This window comes from Paraburkholderia sp. D1E (assembly GCF_052682275.1).
The window spans coordinates 3,056,591-3,072,392 of the sequence record NZ_JBQYMB010000001.1; the positions used below are offsets into that span (position 1 = coordinate 3,056,591).

The window sequence follows — 15,802 nt, forward strand, 5'->3', positions numbered from 1 at the left end:
AAGTACGCAGTGTTTGAATTTATTACGGTCATTTCGCGTCGCTCTCTTCCTGCTTTTCCGAGTTGAATTGGTAAGCGATGCGTGGGGTAAGTTCAGTCATTGCATAATGGACAAACTGCGTTCCAAGTTCAGTGAGTTCATACAACTCATCCTCGTCAAATGCAGATTTGAGCACATTCGACGTGCTGCCGGACGTCCTTTTGCCTGTTTGTTTTGCGATAAAGTTTCCGTTGTAGTCAGTCTCTCGATGTTGACGTACCACGCTACCCATACTAAGGTCACGGAACAGAAGCTTATACAAGTCGGCATCCGCGGAATCTTCGCGGACTTTTCCTTTTCCAATCTTCCGCCATACAGCGCCGCGGCTGATTCCATTCGAATTGTAGATCGCGCCGATCACACGAAAATGGAGCTCAGAATATTGTCCAATCCAGTCAATAAACATGCGGACAACATCGTCGCTAGAAATCGCGGATGCGGCTGCGTTCGTTAGTACGTTCCGAATCAGAACGCGCTTATCTTCACTCTCCGCACCAGACCATTCCCGAAACGTCTTTTTCAGTAGTGATTGGTACTCGCGACTCTCTACCCGAGCGGCCACTTTCTCGTCTTGAAGATCAAGACGGGCCATTATTTCGATGACGGTCGCTTCTTTTTCGTGGATTTCCTCTTCGAGCATCTTCACCCATTGCTCGAAGAAACGATTGACTTTGGCCTGCTCATGTTCGGACCAAGCGCCAGCGATGGCTGAAAGGATGCCTCCCACAAAGGGAACAGCTCCGCTAGCGACTTGGAGAGCACCACGCACCGTTTTCCGCCCTGCTCCTTCACTCGGCACGCCGTTATCGCTAGGAGTCGATTCGTCTGTCATTGCTTGCTCTATGGACGAAATGCAAGGTCAATGCTATCGGCCGACGACGGCTATTTGACATCCGTCCGTTTGGGTAGCGTTTAGACAGCCACTACGTCGCCTTCGACTGACAGCGCTTACGTTCTTTAACGCGTATTGAAAGTCCAATAGCGAGTGGTGAATCTGTATCGCAGTTCTCGGAATCGCGCTCTTTTACGCGAAATCAGTCTATTGCTGAGCGTCGGTTGAGAATAACGCACTACGGCGCAAACGGCTAGCGAGATCAGCCATCAATGATCTTCGACAAATTGCGCTGCTCGGCCATTTCAACGACGCTTCACAATTGGGCGTTGGAAAATGCCAACCCGGCGGCCCCTAGGTATGAAGCCTATGCGTTAGCAGCGGCCTTCTGATTGCCTCCATGAATCGCGACATTACCGGTGCTGTCGCGACCGCGAGGCGACCGTCCCCTCTATTGCTAAAAGGCGAACTGGAGCGCAAGCGTTTCGGGTCGAGCCCGCTTCGGTATAGGAAACTGCGGCGGATACATTTCGAGACGCGTGCGATACGTGTGACCGCAAGTAACGTCGTCGCACTGAAAATCGATTGTCCAGAGCGTGTCCGACGTTTTTTCCATCGCGCGGGCTATGCCGCGCGCACCGCAATGCGGACAAGCGATGCTGAATCTCATGCTGCTGTCGTCCGCAGCACTGTCGTGCGCGCGTTGACTGCACCGCGCAGCATTGGCGACGGCCTAACTTCGAGGTATACGCCTTCTCGCGGGCGTGCCGACGCCGATAGCGAAAACAAAATCTCGAAGCCGGCCGGCGTCCTATATCCACAGTCGCCGCAGACGAAATACATGCGCCGCATCGTCTGCGACATGCTTTCCGTGTGCCGTGCGTCAATCTCGCCACTGCAGCACGGACAATCTATCTTCATTCGCATCATTTCGGCCTCCAATCGTGGCTCAAGGTGCCCCAGTCCAAACCCTTCGTACCCACACGCTCACTGCACGGCCGACGGTGGTCGCTCTTTCGCCCGCTTCATGGCGCCGCTGAGCATCGCTTTGATCGAACCGCCTGGTGGAAGCGATCGCGCAGATTCCGCGACCTGCGCGGAAAACGCCGCATCACGACGCACCATTTCTGCAAGCTGCTTCTTTCTGGCTTCACGTCCCGCGCACACGCGCCCTGCGTGTTCGGGCATGAAAACCCCGTTTTTTGCGTCACTGACCACGCTGGCGAAGAATTTTGCGGGATAGCGGATACCACCTGCCTGTATAGCGCCCTGCCATTCGTCTAGAACCTGCTGCTTAAGGGCGGGCGCTAGGCTAGCCATCAGGGTAACCATAGCGGCCCGTTTGGTGGCTTCGAGGTTTTCAGGCCAGATCAATTCATCGCCACCGCCACCGCCCTCCGTCGCTCCGTCTGCCCTACTAACGTGTGTAGTGGCGGAGGAGGTATTAGTAAGAGCTTCTCCGGATACCGGGTGTGTGTCGGCTTGTGCCGACTGCACCCTGTCGGCTTCGCGGCGTTGAGCTTTTACTGGCGCGGGTTTCCTGGTGTCGGCTTGACCTGTCGGCTTCCTGTCGGCTTTTTTCTGGACGCATGAATCCGTTTCAGCGAGAAGCGTTCGGAAAACAAGATTTTTTTCAGTCGATTCGCAGCGCAGTAACCCTGCTTTTTCAAGTTGGCGTGCAATGCGCCGTATCGCTTCAATTGACGGAACCGTTGCTTTGACGCCCTGCCGCGGTTCGACGTAGATCCACTCGCGCAGGGCTTGCCACGAGATGCGTGGCGCGATGCCGACCATGCCTGTCGCGAAATCCATGCGTGGTCGGATCGCCATTACATAGAGCGCGATCGCCTCGTATCCGAGGCCATAAAGTGCCTGCATTTCAGCTTCACAAAGCTTGATTGAGGCCATGTGTGGCGCCCTCCGTCAGGTCGCACAGCGTCACATGTTCAAAAGAAACGTATTCAGAATTTTCGGGAGTCATCGCGTCACCGTTCCGTCGTTGGTGATCTTGACGAGCGCGAGCGCCGTGACCATGAAGAAGCCCGCAGCAACAAAGCCGGATAGCATTCCGGCCCCGAACATGATCCAGTCAGAAGTCATCTGCCCCACTCTGTCAATTGACGAACAAGAAGCGCCAGCGCAATCGATACGACGATGAGAGCGGCCGCCAACAGGACCGCAGTCACCGCGATGGCGGTCATCCGCGGCGCCGGTTAGAAAACAGATCGAGCGCGAATGCGCCGACCGCGATACCCGCAAGAAACGCGATGAACAGGATCGTTCCCATTACGCGCCGAGCCAGTAAAAGAAAGAGTTGATTGCCAGAATCCGGCGCGCACGACGCTCTAATGGACTGACAACGGAAAATCCGCCATGTGAAGATCTGCGAATTTGTAACGAAATGCGTCCCATTCCACTCCTCAATAGCTCCATCCCGACCACTAGAAAAAGCCACCCCGGCCTTGTCAGATGGGGCTCACGCGTCGATTGGGAGGGTAGATTACCGACGGCTTACGGGGTGACTTTCCGCAAGGATAGTGTCATTTGGTGACACATGTCAATCGATGACATGTTGTCATTTGATGCCTACTGTCATACGCTGCCAGTAGGGTAGATTTCCACAAAGGGGTACGGGAATGAAAACGACTGTTGAATATCTGGACGCGCTGCGCGAAAAGCTTCACTTGCCGTCCGACTACGCCGCAGCAAAAGTGCTGGGCGTCACGCCATCGACGGTTAGCAAGTACCGGCTTGGACGTTCGGTTTTTGACGAGAAAGTTGCCATTCAGGCAGCGGAGTTGATCGGTATCGATCCGCTTGAAGTGATTTCCGCATGTAAGGCGGAAAGCGCATCGGACGACCACATTCGTGCGGTGTGGACCGGGGCTTGGGAAAAATTCTCCGTGGGTTTTCGGTCGCTGGTGCTACGCGCTAATGCTTGCGGGACTCTGGTTCCGCAGGTGTAACACCAGCTTTAATTAGTCACTTTACTGTCGATAAATTATCAACATATTGGCTGTTACGGCAAAGCTGTAATGTCGTACCTGGGCAAAGTTGAAACGTCGCATGTCATGCTGGCTGACCATTTGAATGGGAGGCTCGCATGACGACATCCGGGACAATCACCATGACGATGCGTGGGCTGGACAGATTCAAGGTCATCCAGGCGATGGCGGACGATCTGCTTAAACCGTGGCGCGCTGCGCAGCGGCTCGGCCTGACGGCGCGGCAGATACGGCGACTGCCAGAAAATTGAGGTGCGCAGCTTCACCAGCTTGCATCCGTTAGACATCAACCCACTTCGCCCGGCTCGCGTCACAATTGGAACCCGACGCTGTCGTCGCCCCCGAACAACGATGGATGACTAAGATCTTCATGCTAGCGTGCTGATCTTCTCGATCTGGAAACCTGGCAATTATGGAAACTGGTATCACCTCCGCGCATTCGACCAGGGTGGGCTCCCCCTTGGAGGTTCTCCAGGTTTTCCTCAAATTGGGGCTGACCTGCTTCGGCGGACCCATTGCCCATCTGGGATACTTTCGTCGGGAATTCGTCGAGCGGCGCCGCTGGCTTGATGACGAAACCTTCTCAGACCTGGTCGGGCTCTGTCAGTTTCTTCCGGGACCGGCCAGCAGCCAGGTGGGATTCTCGATCGGTCTTTTGCGAGCCGGCTGGCTCGGGGGACTTGCGGCCTGGTTCGCATTCACACTGCCTTCAGTCCTGCTGCTGCTCGGCTTTGCTGCCATCGCCCCGAGCCTCGGCGGGCAGATCGGTGGCGGCTTGATCCATGGCCTGAAGCTTGTCGCTGTGGCAGTCGTCGCTCAAGCAGTCTGGGATATGGCACGGCGCTTGTGTCCGGATCAACGCCGTGCAGCCATCGCGCTCATCGCCATCGCAGTGCTCAGCATTCTGACGACCGTCTATGCGCAGCTCATCGTTATCGCCATCGGCGCTGTGCTCGGACTCGCGTTGTGCCAGACGACGGGATCGTCAGACATCAGTCGCGTATCACAGAGCACTCACGAAACCCGCGTTTCCCGCACGGTAGGTGCCGCCGCGTTGATTCTCTTCTGTGTCTTGCTGTTCGGGCTCCCTGCATTGGTCGGACTCCACGCGGGTCAGGCGGTCAAGGTTTTCGAAGCGTTTTATCGCTCGGGTGCGCTGGTGTTTGGCGGCGGGCACGTCGTGCTCCCGCTTCTGCAACAGCAAACCGTCGCGACCGGCTGGATATCGTCGAACGATTTTCTCGCGGGTTACGGCGCCGCGCAGGCTGTCCCGGGCCCCTTGTTCACGTTCGCTGCATTTCTCGGATGGATGATGGTCGGAGCGCCGAATCACTGGATTGGCGCGTTGCTCGCCACAGTGGGCATTTTCTTGCCGGGCCTTTTACTCGTGCTTGCGGCGCTGCCTTACTGGCAAGCGCTGCGCGCTCGCCCGTCAATGGCTGCGCTGCTTGCAGGTGTGAATGCTGCAGTCGTTGGATTGCTGGCCACCGCACTGTACTCGCCTGTTTGGACCAGCGCGGTTCTCTCGGAGCTTGACTTTGCCATCGCAGCCATCGGCTTTTTTCTGCTGGTGCGCTGGAAGATTCCTCCGCTCGCTGTCGTTGTGCTTTGTGCTCTGGCCGGTATTGTCGAGGCGACCCTGCACTGACAGTCGGCACGGGCCTGTAACGATGACCGTTTTCTATGCTCTGCTGACGACTGAAAAATAACCTTGGCCGAAAGCTGGTCAATGACGGCGATCTCCGCAGCAGATGACGGACGAGCTCGCTCAATCGAATATCCGCATTGCCACGGACGGAGAGGTGAGCCTGATTCGAAAATGCTTCGATGTGAATCCGCGAGCTGGTTCTCAAATGACAGCATCCTCGGTGGTTTGTCGGACCCATAATTGGCCAGAGCGCTTGCCGATATGCATGCTGATATCAGTCGCAGTTGGACGGTCGCCGAATTAGCTGAACGCGAATTAGCTGAACAAGCGGGAATGTCGCGTTCGGTCTTCGCGCGCCGCTTTTGGTACCGGACCGGTCGAGTATCTCCTTCGCTGGCGAATGGCGTTCGCAAAGCAAGACCGGCGCGGGCGTCACCGTTTCGGACGATGGGCCGGGCATTGCGCCTGCCGAACAGCAAGCGGTGCTGCGGCGCTTTTATCGCGGTGAGGCGAGCCGGCACACACCCGGCAGCGGGCTTGGCCTGAGCCTTGTGCTGGCGGTGGCCGGCATGCACCGCATGTCCATCCGTTTCAAGGATGCGACACCCGGCTGCGAGGTCATGCTGGTCAAGCCGAACGAATAGCGCCGCGTGCATGGTGCGTGCGCGCGGCAACTGCTCACAAGGCCTTTTACTACACCGCCGCCCCCGAATACGCAGCCTTCAGCGTGGCGAAGTCGAACTTCGTCATTTTCATCATGGCATCGGCAACGCGCCCGGCCTTTACTGGATCGGGGTCAGCCATCATTGGGATGAGATCGTTTGGAACAATCTGCCACGAAACACCGAAGCGGTCCTTTACCCAGCCGCACTCCTCGGTCGAACCGCCGCCCTTGAGAAGAGCGTCCCAATAGCGGTCAAGTTCTGCCTGATCGCTACAGTTGACCATAAGGGATATCGCGTGATTGAACGGGTCGAGCCGGCCGGCGCTCATGGCGATGAAGGGCTGCCCAAAGAGAACAAACTCGACGACTTTCGTGGAACCGGCGCTCGGCACCGCCGTGACCCGAACGACGCGCGAGTCCGGGAAGATGCCCGCATAGAAAGCCGCGGCCTCCTCCGCTTCGTTCGAGTACCAGAGAAAAGGCGTGATCTTTTGAATCGTCATGATAGATCTCCTGTCAGTTTTGGCTGAATGCGCAGGCAAGCCGCATGCATGCCGACATTGATACGACGAAGGAAGACTATCAAAATCGACACGCCGGGAAGAAAAATCTCGCTTTACCGCCCTCACCGCTGTCCTGACGCGTCTGGCGACGGGTTGTCGAGAAGCTTGTGAATCGCCCCTATCAGTCGGCCTATCGGGGCCGGCTTCAACAAAAGTACGTCCCATAGCGGCTCGTCCGGATGAGGCGGCAGCGCGGCTGACAGCATGATTACCGGAATGCCCGCTGTCGCGCTGTCATCCTTCAATCGTCGACACAACTCAATGCCATCGACGTGCGGCATCATCCAATCCGTCACAATGAGACTGGGACTCTCGATGGCCGCGACGGCCTGCGCTGTCTCGCCGTTCTGCGCCGTCAGCACGCGGTATCCCTCGCGCTCTACAAGCAATTGAAGTGGGCGCAAAATATTCGGGTCGTCATCAACGAGAAGTACGGTTGCCAATTCGGGTGCCAGGCTTGGTTGGAAGGCAACACAATTAACGGCGCAATCTATGTACCTGGCGGGCATTCCGGACGTCCCGGACGACGCCTGGACAACCGTCAGGTGAAACGGGCACGGTGCTCACAGACGAAGCTCGTGGCATCGACGCATTACGCCCGGCAGGGCCGGATAACCGTGGCCGTCAACATATGTTGAAATTTCTACGAGCGGTTTGAAAACCGTTCACCCAGTCGAACAGTTCGCGTCATTCTTCAGGGCACGCGGCGCATGCGATTCCTGGTGCCACGTCGCGCGCGGGAATGGCTTATGTGCTCTTCCCTCCTCCGTCGATGCCGGCGCCTTTGCGCCACACTTCCTTTCCTTTTTCGGAAAGCTCGCCGCTGCTATGCGTGGCATCGGGCTCCGTTCCTTCGACGGCCATCGAACCGCCCGATTGTTCCTGCGCTTTCTGTTTCTGCTGCTTTCGTGCAGCACTCCGTTCATCGTGAGACCGCCCTGCGTAGTGATTCATTTCGCTCTCCGTGAGTTTCAACAGGTCACTTCAGCTCGCATGTTGTGCGCGCATAAGCTGTGCCTAAGTCCAATCGCGGGAACGCTCGATTCCGCAGCCTGTTCGAATGGGCATTTTCTTTGCTTCCATCGAAAGTTGGAATCACCGTTGAGTCGCCGAAGGTCTATAACAGTAGCGGTAGTCCGCGATAGCCGTCTGCGCAACCGCCGATGGCGCGGAAGCCCGCGAACTTTTGACTGGAGAAGGAGGTTTAGCGATTACGACCGGACGAATCCATGCTTTGTCTTTTCGAATCCCGAATAGTCTGAGTATCGGAGGCAATCATGCAATGCGGGTACCGTGGTTGGATCATCGACGCGACGCCGGATTTCTCCCTTGGGAAATTCTTCGCTCACGCGCGACTGGTCCGTGTTTCGCCTGACGATGACCTTGATGGTGAGATGCATATCGAGCGGGATCTTTCGTATTTCGACACGGAAGATGAAGCGATCGAAGTTGCCCAGGATTGGGCGTTTGCATGGATCTGCAAGCGCGACAGCATCGTCGATAGTACGCAGGACCAGACGCTAACATTCCGGCACAGCATTCCGGCCGATACGTCAGCCAGATGAACCGGGATGCGCCGCACCCCTGGCCGTGGCCGGACGTGACCTGGCAGCGCCCTCGCATCTCGCAGGTTGGATCATTCTGATAGGCGGCGTGGCGTGGGGACCGATGGCGCTGCATGTCACACAACATACGATCGCGATCGAGGCGGTCATCATGTTCGGCCTCGCGGTAATCACGGGCGCCACCCGGGCCCGTAACCGCGACCGGTCATAGCGCCTGGCTCGTTATCATTTTCATCTTACATTTTGACATGTTATTATGATAATAATTCTCATTTACAATGGCGTCGGATCCACCGATCTGGCGCACACGGTAGGCCATGGCGGCAAACGAATCGGCCCTGCATCGCGAAATGCACGTGCTCTACAGCAATCATCACGGTTGGCTCCAGGCATGGCTGCGTAAGAAGCTCGGCTGCGCGCATCGCGCTGCCGACCTCGCGCACGACACGTTCGTGCGTCTGCTCGCCCGCGATGAGCCGCTCGGGCTGGAGGAGCCACGTGCTTTCCTGACCACGGTCGCGCAACGCGTGATCGCCAACTACTGGCGGCGCGAGCAGATCGAGCGCGCTTACGTGGAAGCCTTGGCGCTCGTGCCCGAAAGTTTCGCGCCCTCGCCTGAAGAACGTGCGCTGCTACTGGAAGCGCTGTGTGAAATCGACAGTCTGCTGGAGCGGCTGCCGGTCGCCGTCAAACGTGCCTTTCTGCTGGCCCAGCTCGACGGCCTGAGCCATGCCGAGATTGCCGCCCAACTGAAGCTTTCCATCTCGACCGTAAAACGCCATCTGGTGCGTGCCGGCGCGCAGTGTTTCTTCGCGCTGAGCGCGGCCTGACGGATGACCGGATGACCGGATGAACGCGAGCGCGAGACCCGATATTCCGCAACACATCGCCCTGCGCGCCGTGGAGTGGTGGATGGAGCTGCAATCCGGCGAAAACACGCGCGCGCTGCAACTCGCGTTGACGCGCTGGCGCGCCGAGCATCCCGATCACGAACGCGCATGGCAACACATCTGCAGCGTCAGCAGCCGCTTCAGGGGCCTTGCTGTAGCAGGCACGGGAAGCGCAGGCGCAAGTAGCGCGTCGGCCGCACGCGCTGCGCTGACGCGCACAGGTACAACGAGGCGCCGCGCGAGCGCCAAAGTGCGCGCAACCCTGCTGTTCGCCGGCGGCGCGACATGGATCGCCAGTGAACACGTGCCGTGGCGCGCATGGAGCGCGGATGCGCGCACCGCGCTCGGCGAGCGCCGCACCCTGACGCTTGCCGACGGCACCCGCATGACGCTGAACACCGACAGCGCCGTCGATATCCGCTTCAGCGGCGCCGAGCGGCGCGTGCGTCTGATCAAAGGCGAAATCATGATCGCGACCGGTCGCAGCCGCGGCGAGCGGCGGCCCTTCATCGTCGAGACCGCGCAAGGCAGTTTGCAGCCGCTAGGCACACGCTTCGCCGTCAGACAGCAGAGCGCGCTCTGCCGTCTCGATGTGTTCGAGGGCGCCGTGCGGATCAGCCCCCTCGATGCGCCCGGCCTTGCGCCAGTCGTCCGAGCCGGCCAACGCGCCCGTTTTACGCGCGACGAGGTCAGCGCGATCGAGCCGATCAGCGAGAACGATGCGGCATGGACGGATGGCTTGATCGTCGCGAGTGGCATGCGGCTCGGCGATTTTGTGAGCGAGCTTGACCGCTATCGCGCGGGACATCTGAGCTGCGATCCCTCAGTGGCCGGCTTGCGGCTCTCGGGGACTTACCCACTCGCCGATACCGACCGCGTGCTGGACGCCGTGGTGACAACCTTGCCGGTCGAGGTCGTATTCATTACGCGCTACTGGGGCACCGTGCGCGCGGCACGCTCCTAAAACCAGACGCGCGCCACCGGCGCTGAAATTTTTTCGTTGTTTGTTGTGAGCTGTTTTCGAGTCTCGCGGGACAAGGGAGATGAGAGCAACACATCGTCTACCTTCCAGCGAGCCTTGAACATGGGACAGTATCGAAAGACCGGGGCCGGTAACGGCGATAGCGGCAGCCGTGGCAACCGTCGCACGCCAGGCGCTTTGCGCGCACGGCAGCCGGCACATTTCGCGCGGCATCTCGCAACGGCCGCGCTGATCTCGGCGGGATTGCCGTTCAACGTCGCGCTGGCAACCGATGCCCCTCCAACCGCAGAGGCGCCGGCGCGCAAGAGCTACGACATTCCGGCTGGCCCGCTCGAAGCGGCGCTCAATCGCTTCGGACGCGAGAGCGGGTTGCTGCTGTCGTTCCCGGCGGCACTGACGGCCGGACACATGAGCGAAGGCCTGCACGGCGACTACGACGTACGGCAAGGCTTCGAGCGAATCCTGCGCGGTACGGGGCTCGGCGCGGTGCAACAGTCCAATGGCAGCTATACGCTCGTGCAGCACGCTGAATCGGCAGCGGACAGCAGCAACACGCACGACGCCACCCTCCCCGCCGTGACCGTCAACTCGACAATGGTGAAAGCAGGCAGTTACCGGCCACCCGTCGACGCGGTGGTGACGCGTTCGGACACACCGCTGCTCGACACGGCCCAGGCGGTCAACGTGGTGCCGGCCCAGGTATTGCGCGACCAGCATCCGCGCAATCTGGACGATGCGCTCGCGAACGTGAGCGGCATCGTGCAAGGCAATACGCTGGCCGGCACGCAAGATACGCTGCTCAAGCGCGGCTTTGGCGGCAATCGCGACGGTTCGATCATGCACAACGGCATGCCGCTCGTGCAGGGGCGCGCGCTGAACGCGGCCGCCGACAGCGTCGAAGTGCTCAAGGGCCCGACTTCGCTGTTGTACGGGATCATGGACCCGGGTGGCGTCGTCAACGTGGTGAGCAAGCAGCCCTTGCTCAAACCCTACCACGCGATTTCCGTGCTCGGCTCGACCTACGGACACGGCCGCAACGGAGCCGGTGCGACGCTCGATACGACCGGGCCGATCGGTGACGCCGGCCTCGCCTACCGGCTGGTTGTCGATCAGACCGACGAACAATACTGGCGCAACTTCGGCGAACATCGCGAGACGCTCGTGGCGCCGTCGCTCGCATGGTATGGACGTGATACCCAGGTGGTGGTGTCGTACGAATATCGCAAGTTTCTCTATCCGTTCGACCGCGGCACGGCGCTCGACCCGAAGACCAACAAACCGCTCGCCATCTCGAGCCGCGAACGTCTCGACGAACCGTTCAACGAGATGGACGGCGAATCGAACCTGGCGCAGATCAGCGTCGATCATCAGATCAACGCCAACTGGAAGGCTCACTTCGGCTATAGCTACAACCGCGAGACGTACGACGCGGGCCAGTTGCGTGTGCAAGGCATCAACAGCACGACCGGCGCCGTGTCGCGCAGTAACGATGCAACGCATGGCGCGCTCAGTACGGACAGCTACGCGATTGCCTATGTGGATGGCCATTTCGATATCGCCGGCTTGCGTAACGATCTGCAGATCGGTGTCGACGACGAATATCGTCGCATCTATCGCAAAGACCTGCTGCGTCAGGCCACGAAATATTCGTTCAACTATTTCAACCCGGTCTACGGCCTGGAGAGTCCGGCGACTACGGTATCGGCAAGCGACAGCGATCAGACCGACACACTGCACGACCGCTCGCTCTTCTTTCAGGACAGTTTGCATCTCACTGACAAGTGGATTCTGATCGGCGGCGCGCGTTTTCTGAGCTACAACCAGATCGCCGGAAAGGGCCGGCCGTTCGTCGTCAACACGGACATCAACGGCACGAAATGGCTGCCGCGCGCCGGCGTAATTTATAAATGGACCGACACGGTGTCGCTGTACGGCAGCTATACGCAGTCGCTCAAACCGACTTCGACGATTGCGCCGCTTGCCTCTGGCGTGGTGATCGACTCGTCGGTACAGCCTGAGGAAGCGACCTCGTGGGAACTCGGCGCCAAGGTGGCGATGCCCAGCGGCCTGACCGGCACCCTGGCGCTGTTCAATATCGACAAGAAGAACGTGCTGGTGCAGCAGTACAACGACACAACCAAACAGACCGACTGGCGCACGGCCGGCAAGGCGCGTTCGCGCGGCGTCGAGCTTGACATCGCCGGTCAGATTGGCCAGCACTGGAGCGTGATCGCGAGCTACGCGTACATCGACGCGAAGACCACCGAGGATCCGCTCTACGCCGGCAAGCGCCTGTGGAACGCCCCGCAGAACACGGCATCGCTCGCCGCGGTGTACGACTTCGGCACGATTTTCGGCGGCGACCAGTTGCGCGTCGGCGCCGGCGCGCATTACGTCGGTGTACGTCCGGGCGATTCGGCCAATAGCTTCACGCTCCCGGCCTACACCGTCGCCGACGCCTTCGCCACTTACGACACCAAACTCGGCAGCCGACGTCTGTCGTTCCAGCTCAACGTGAAGAATCTGTTCAACAAGACCTATTACCCGTCGAGCGCGAACAGGTATTTCGTCGCGGTCGGCGACGCGCGTCAGGTCTCCTTGCTGTCGACACTCGAGTTCTAGGACATGCCGGCATTGAACGAGCTACACGCATTCAACTAATCAACACAGGACGGGAATCGTTATGAAGCGTCAAAATCACGGCCCAGAAAAGGGCTCAGCGCCTGCGCCCAAGCGCCGGACATTCCTGACTGCGGCGGCGGGCCTTGGTGCTTTGCTGGCTGTCACGACACCTGGCGCACGTGCGGCATCGAACGGACCACGCGCGGGCAAAAAAGTCGTCATGGTTGTGCAACTGAACGGGCCAAATCTGGCTGTCGACCAGAAGATCGCGGCACACCTGGACGCACGCGGTTACAGCGTGCGCATGCTGGATCAGGCGCAACCACCTGAGGCAAGCGGCGATGCGGATCTTGTCATCATTTCGTCGACGGTCTCATCCAAACAGGTGGCAGGCGGCTGGCGCTATCTGGCCAAACCGTTGCTGACATGGGAGAACGATTTACTCGACGACTTCGCGATGACGGGCAAGCGCCACGACGTCGATTTTGGCGAAGCGGAGAAAGAGCGTTACCTGTGGTTAGTGAACGCCCCCCACCCGATCGCGGCCGGCTTGCCGGCAGGCGTAACGAACGTATACGGCAAACAGGCCGCGATGAGCTGGGGCAAACCGGGCCTTGGCGCGACGACGATTGCGACGCTGTATGGCCAACCGGAAAAGGCCACGATCTTTGCGTACGAGAAAGGCGCGACGATGGACTACGAATCGCTGGCCCCGGCCCGGCGCGTGATGTTTTTCCTGAACAACGACACGTTCGGAAATCTCTCGCCGGCGGGAAACAACTTGTTCGACGCAGCCGTGGATTGGGCGGCAGGGATGAGTTGAGAGGCACAACCCAACGACCGAGACTGAGCACGGCAAAATACCCTTCGGCGCGCGCAGCGCCGCCGGAAGAATGACGCCCTTGTCACTCACGCGGAATGTGCGAGAACACAGATTCCAGATGCACCACTACCGCGACTGTGCGGGGGACCCGCTTAAGAATTAGCGGTGTGAGCCGCTTTCTTTGCTTATCTTTCTTTGCGGCGGCGTAACTATTCAGCGGCAGTCAGAGGCGAAACGACGAATCCGGCAAAGCTCAACGCCAGCGCATTGATCAGCGAACGGTTCTGTTTGCGCAGAGTGGCCAGGTAGGAGCGGATCGTACAGAACGCCTGCATGCCCGATTCCGAGCGGAAACAGCCGGAGATTTTCTGTTTGAGCTTGGGCATGCGGATATCGCGTTCGGCCTGGTTATTGTCGAACGGCACCCGGTGATCGGCAATGAAGCGCCACACCTCGGTCGCCTGCAGATGCAGCCGCCGGACCAGATTGCAGGTAAAGCTTTGTCTGATCCTGCCGCGCAACTCCACGCGTTCAGGCGCGCGAGCCTGTGTCGGATTAAGCTTGCGCGCCTGGGCGATCAGGGCCCGAGCGCGTCGCCTGTAATAGCGTTGCCGCGATGGATCCAGCGCCGTGTTGCCGCAGGCCGCGCTGCGGTCGACCTCGCGTTTGGCCTGGCAAAGCAGATTGATCATCTGCTGGGCCCAGGGTTGTTGCGTCGACTCCGCGACGAACACCAGTTCGCGCAGATGATGAGCGTTGCACAGCGCATGTTCGCACTCATAGGCAGCGTATGGCCTCCAGCCGTCGTGTACCGCGACGCCCTTAAAACCGGGAAGGATGCCGAAGCTGTCGAGCGCCTCGCGACCGCGCTTGCGATGGGCGCCATACCAACTCAACGTACGGGTCGAGGCAAGATGCAGCCAGTAGGGCATACGACTGACGCGCATGCAGCTCTCATCGAAATGCACCACGGGCTGCTCGCGTAACGCCTCGTTGATCTGCCTGACTGCCGGCGCCAGCAGGCGGGCAGCCTCATCGATGCTCTGCTGCACCGTGCCCGTACTCACGCGCAGACCGAACAGATCTCCCAGTGCCTGAACCGTACGCGCCACCGGCAACTGCTGGTACTGCGTCAGATAGACGGCCGCCGCCCGGATCTGGGGACCGTACTGCACCGCCTGGCTCACGCCCTCGGGAAACATCCCCGAATGGCGCTTGCCGCAGGCGCACTGCGCGACCTGGACGCGATGCTCGGTCACCTCGAAACGCGTGGGCGGCAGATCGATCACCTGACGGCCTTCGGGTAAGACGGTGATGCGGGCGGATTCGATCTGCTGGCCGCATGCATCGCACACCGGCGCCACCGGATGAATCTTGATGTGATCAGGCTGAGCCACGCGTTTGAGCGTCTTGCCCTTGTGCCCGGGTTGCGCGCCGGGCCTGGCGCCGCTCGTGCCACGCAATGACTTCGGTTTGCGCCGCGGCCCATCGCCTGACGGCGGCTTGCTGGAGTTATGGCTGTCCTTCTCAAGCTTTGCCTCAAGCTCGTTCAGACGCCTCACCAGATCAACGATGAGTGCGTCCTTCTGCTCCGGTGTCAGGTCCTTGATGTCAGGCATCTTCGTCATGTCCTTCACTATGCACAGCCTGGTAGCAGTTTACAAGCGCTGAATAGTTACGCGGCGGCAAAGAAAGTAAGTGCCGCCCCGCACAGGGGCAACACTAATAGACCACGAAGAAAGCAAGGAAAGGCCAACGCCGCAGGCGAAGAACACCACTAGCATCAATTAGACGAAGCCCCAGCATCAGCACCCGGCACCCCTGCCGTCTTCACAGCGCCAGCGCCATCCTTCCCATGCTGAATAGCATAGATCTCCCGATTCCGAGCAATCTCCCTGGCCGTGGGCGGATAGTCATTATTAGGCGTCGGCACAAGTCCTTCTTCCTGAGCCTGCTGCAACTGCGCCATAACATCGGCGCGCGTCAACCCTGACGGATTAGATTGAGCAAAGGCATTCGCCCCGAACGGCAGGCTAAGGGCAGCAACAGCAATAGCGGTAAGCAGTTTCATGATGTCTCTCCGATGAAGTGCAAGAAATGAGTGGCCTGAACCACGCTTCCCATTCTTGTCATTTCAGCTGTCGGAGCACTGACCTTCAGATTACCGTT

At 59.4% G+C, this 15,802-nt stretch carries 20 protein-coding genes; 10 read left to right on the forward strand and 10 right to left on the reverse strand.

The genetic code is table 11. The features are described 5' to 3' along the window. Positions 1-28: 28 nt before the first annotated feature. The 5 genes from ACUN0E_RS13775 to ACUN0E_RS13795 form a co-directional block, all read right to left on the reverse strand. Positions 29-871: a hypothetical protein gene (locus ACUN0E_RS13775; RefSeq protein ID WP_445566939.1), complete on the reverse strand. Its 843-nt coding sequence runs from the start codon at positions 869-871 to the stop codon at positions 29-31. Positions 872-1,328: 457 nt separating this feature from the next. Then, the gene (locus ACUN0E_RS13780) at positions 1,329-1,541 is read right to left on the reverse strand and encodes an ogr/Delta-like zinc finger family protein (protein ID WP_445566940.1); all 213 of its coding nucleotides are present in this window, start codon (positions 1,539-1,541) and stop codon (positions 1,329-1,331) included. Beyond that, positions 1,538-1,801, reverse strand: coding sequence for an ogr/Delta-like zinc finger family protein (locus tag ACUN0E_RS13785; protein ID WP_445570435.1), 264 nt, complete (start codon positions 1,799-1,801; stop codon positions 1,538-1,540). Before ACUN0E_RS13785 ends, ACUN0E_RS13780 begins: the two co-directional genes overlap by 4 nt. Before the next feature lie 57 nt (positions 1,802-1,858). Further along, positions 1,859-2,779 (reverse strand): hypothetical protein, encoded by a 921-nt coding sequence (locus tag ACUN0E_RS13790; RefSeq protein WP_445566941.1) that lies wholly within the window; start codon positions 2,777-2,779, stop codon positions 1,859-1,861. A 69-nt stretch (positions 2,780-2,848) separates the two neighbouring features. Continuing rightward, on the reverse strand, positions 2,849-2,971 hold the full coding sequence (locus tag ACUN0E_RS13795; RefSeq protein WP_259461602.1) for a hypothetical protein: 123 nt from the start codon (positions 2,969-2,971) through the stop codon (positions 2,849-2,851). Positions 2,972-3,507: 536 nt separating this feature from the next. Here ACUN0E_RS13795 and ACUN0E_RS13800 point away from each other — a divergent pair. From ACUN0E_RS13800 to ACUN0E_RS13815, 4 genes are all read left to right on the forward strand, one after another. Further along, positions 3,508-3,837, forward strand: coding sequence for a helix-turn-helix domain-containing protein (locus ACUN0E_RS13800; protein WP_445566942.1), 330 nt, complete (start codon positions 3,508-3,510; stop codon positions 3,835-3,837). Positions 3,838-3,974: 137 nt separating this feature from the next. Beyond that, positions 3,975-4,127 carry a hypothetical protein gene (locus ACUN0E_RS13805; RefSeq protein ID WP_445570614.1) on the forward strand — a complete coding sequence of 51 codons (153 nt, stop codon included), beginning with the start codon at positions 3,975-3,977 and terminating at the stop codon, positions 4,125-4,127. A 161-nt stretch (positions 4,128-4,288) separates the two neighbouring features. Then, complete coding sequence (gene chrA / locus ACUN0E_RS13810; protein ID WP_445566943.1) at positions 4,289-5,524, forward strand: chromate efflux transporter; 1,236 nt, start codon at positions 4,289-4,291, stop codon at positions 5,522-5,524. Between the two features lie 362 nt (positions 5,525-5,886). Continuing rightward, a complete protein-coding gene (locus tag ACUN0E_RS13815) occupies positions 5,887-6,168 on the forward strand; it encodes an ATP-binding protein (RefSeq protein WP_445566944.1) in 282 nt (93 codons plus the stop codon). A gap of 49 nt (positions 6,169-6,217) precedes the next feature. Here ACUN0E_RS13815 and ACUN0E_RS13820 read toward each other — a convergent pair whose 3' ends face one another. The 3 genes from ACUN0E_RS13820 to ACUN0E_RS13830 form a co-directional block, all read right to left on the reverse strand. Continuing rightward, positions 6,218-6,691: a VOC family protein gene (locus ACUN0E_RS13820; protein WP_408224966.1), complete on the reverse strand. Its 474-nt coding sequence runs from the start codon at positions 6,689-6,691 to the stop codon at positions 6,218-6,220. Positions 6,692-6,813: 122 nt separating this feature from the next. Further along, positions 6,814-7,194, reverse strand: coding sequence for a response regulator (locus ACUN0E_RS13825; RefSeq protein WP_408520969.1), 381 nt, complete (start codon positions 7,192-7,194; stop codon positions 6,814-6,816). A gap of 304 nt (positions 7,195-7,498) precedes the next feature. Beyond that, positions 7,499-7,705, reverse strand: coding sequence for a hypothetical protein (locus tag ACUN0E_RS13830; RefSeq protein ID WP_408224960.1), 207 nt, complete (start codon positions 7,703-7,705; stop codon positions 7,499-7,501). A gap of 323 nt (positions 7,706-8,028) precedes the next feature. Here ACUN0E_RS13830 and ACUN0E_RS13835 point away from each other — a divergent pair, with 323 nt between their 5' ends. The 6 genes from ACUN0E_RS13835 to ACUN0E_RS13860 all read left to right on the forward strand — a co-directional run bounded on the left by ACUN0E_RS13835 (position 8,029) and on the right by ACUN0E_RS13860 (position 13,633). Further along, positions 8,029-8,316: a hypothetical protein gene (locus tag ACUN0E_RS13835; RefSeq protein WP_408340030.1), complete on the forward strand. Its 288-nt coding sequence runs from the start codon at positions 8,029-8,031 to the stop codon at positions 8,314-8,316. 25 nt (positions 8,317-8,341) lie between these two features. Further along, positions 8,342-8,527 (forward strand): hypothetical protein, encoded by a 186-nt coding sequence (locus ACUN0E_RS13840; protein WP_445566945.1) that lies wholly within the window; start codon positions 8,342-8,344, stop codon positions 8,525-8,527. Between the two features lie 106 nt (positions 8,528-8,633). Next, positions 8,634-9,146 (forward strand): sigma-70 family RNA polymerase sigma factor, encoded by a 513-nt coding sequence (locus tag ACUN0E_RS13845; RefSeq protein ID WP_445566946.1) that lies wholly within the window; start codon positions 8,634-8,636, stop codon positions 9,144-9,146. A 19-nt stretch (positions 9,147-9,165) separates the two neighbouring features. After that, positions 9,166-10,170, forward strand: a complete 1,005-nt coding sequence (locus ACUN0E_RS13850) for a FecR domain-containing protein (RefSeq protein WP_445566947.1) — start codon at positions 9,166-9,168, stop codon at positions 10,168-10,170. A 120-nt stretch (positions 10,171-10,290) separates the two neighbouring features. Beyond that, positions 10,291-12,810 carry a TonB-dependent siderophore receptor gene (locus ACUN0E_RS13855; RefSeq protein ID WP_445566948.1) on the forward strand — a complete coding sequence of 840 codons (2,520 nt, stop codon included), beginning with the start codon at positions 10,291-10,293 and terminating at the stop codon, positions 12,808-12,810. A 61-nt stretch (positions 12,811-12,871) separates the two neighbouring features. After that, a complete protein-coding gene (locus tag ACUN0E_RS13860; protein ID WP_445566949.1) occupies positions 12,872-13,633 on the forward strand; it encodes a hypothetical protein in 762 nt (253 codons plus the stop codon). A 209-nt stretch (positions 13,634-13,842) separates the two neighbouring features. On the opposite strand, the gene tnpC is transcribed toward ACUN0E_RS13860, so the two are convergent. Continuing rightward, complete coding sequence (gene tnpC, locus ACUN0E_RS13865) at positions 13,843-15,261, reverse strand: IS66 family transposase (RefSeq protein ID WP_408341283.1); 1,419 nt, start codon at positions 15,259-15,261, stop codon at positions 13,843-13,845. A gap of 155 nt (positions 15,262-15,416) precedes the next feature. Then, complete coding sequence (locus ACUN0E_RS13870) at positions 15,417-15,704, reverse strand: DUF4148 domain-containing protein (protein WP_445566950.1); 288 nt, start codon at positions 15,702-15,704, stop codon at positions 15,417-15,419. Between the last annotated feature and the right edge of the window lie 98 nt (positions 15,705-15,802).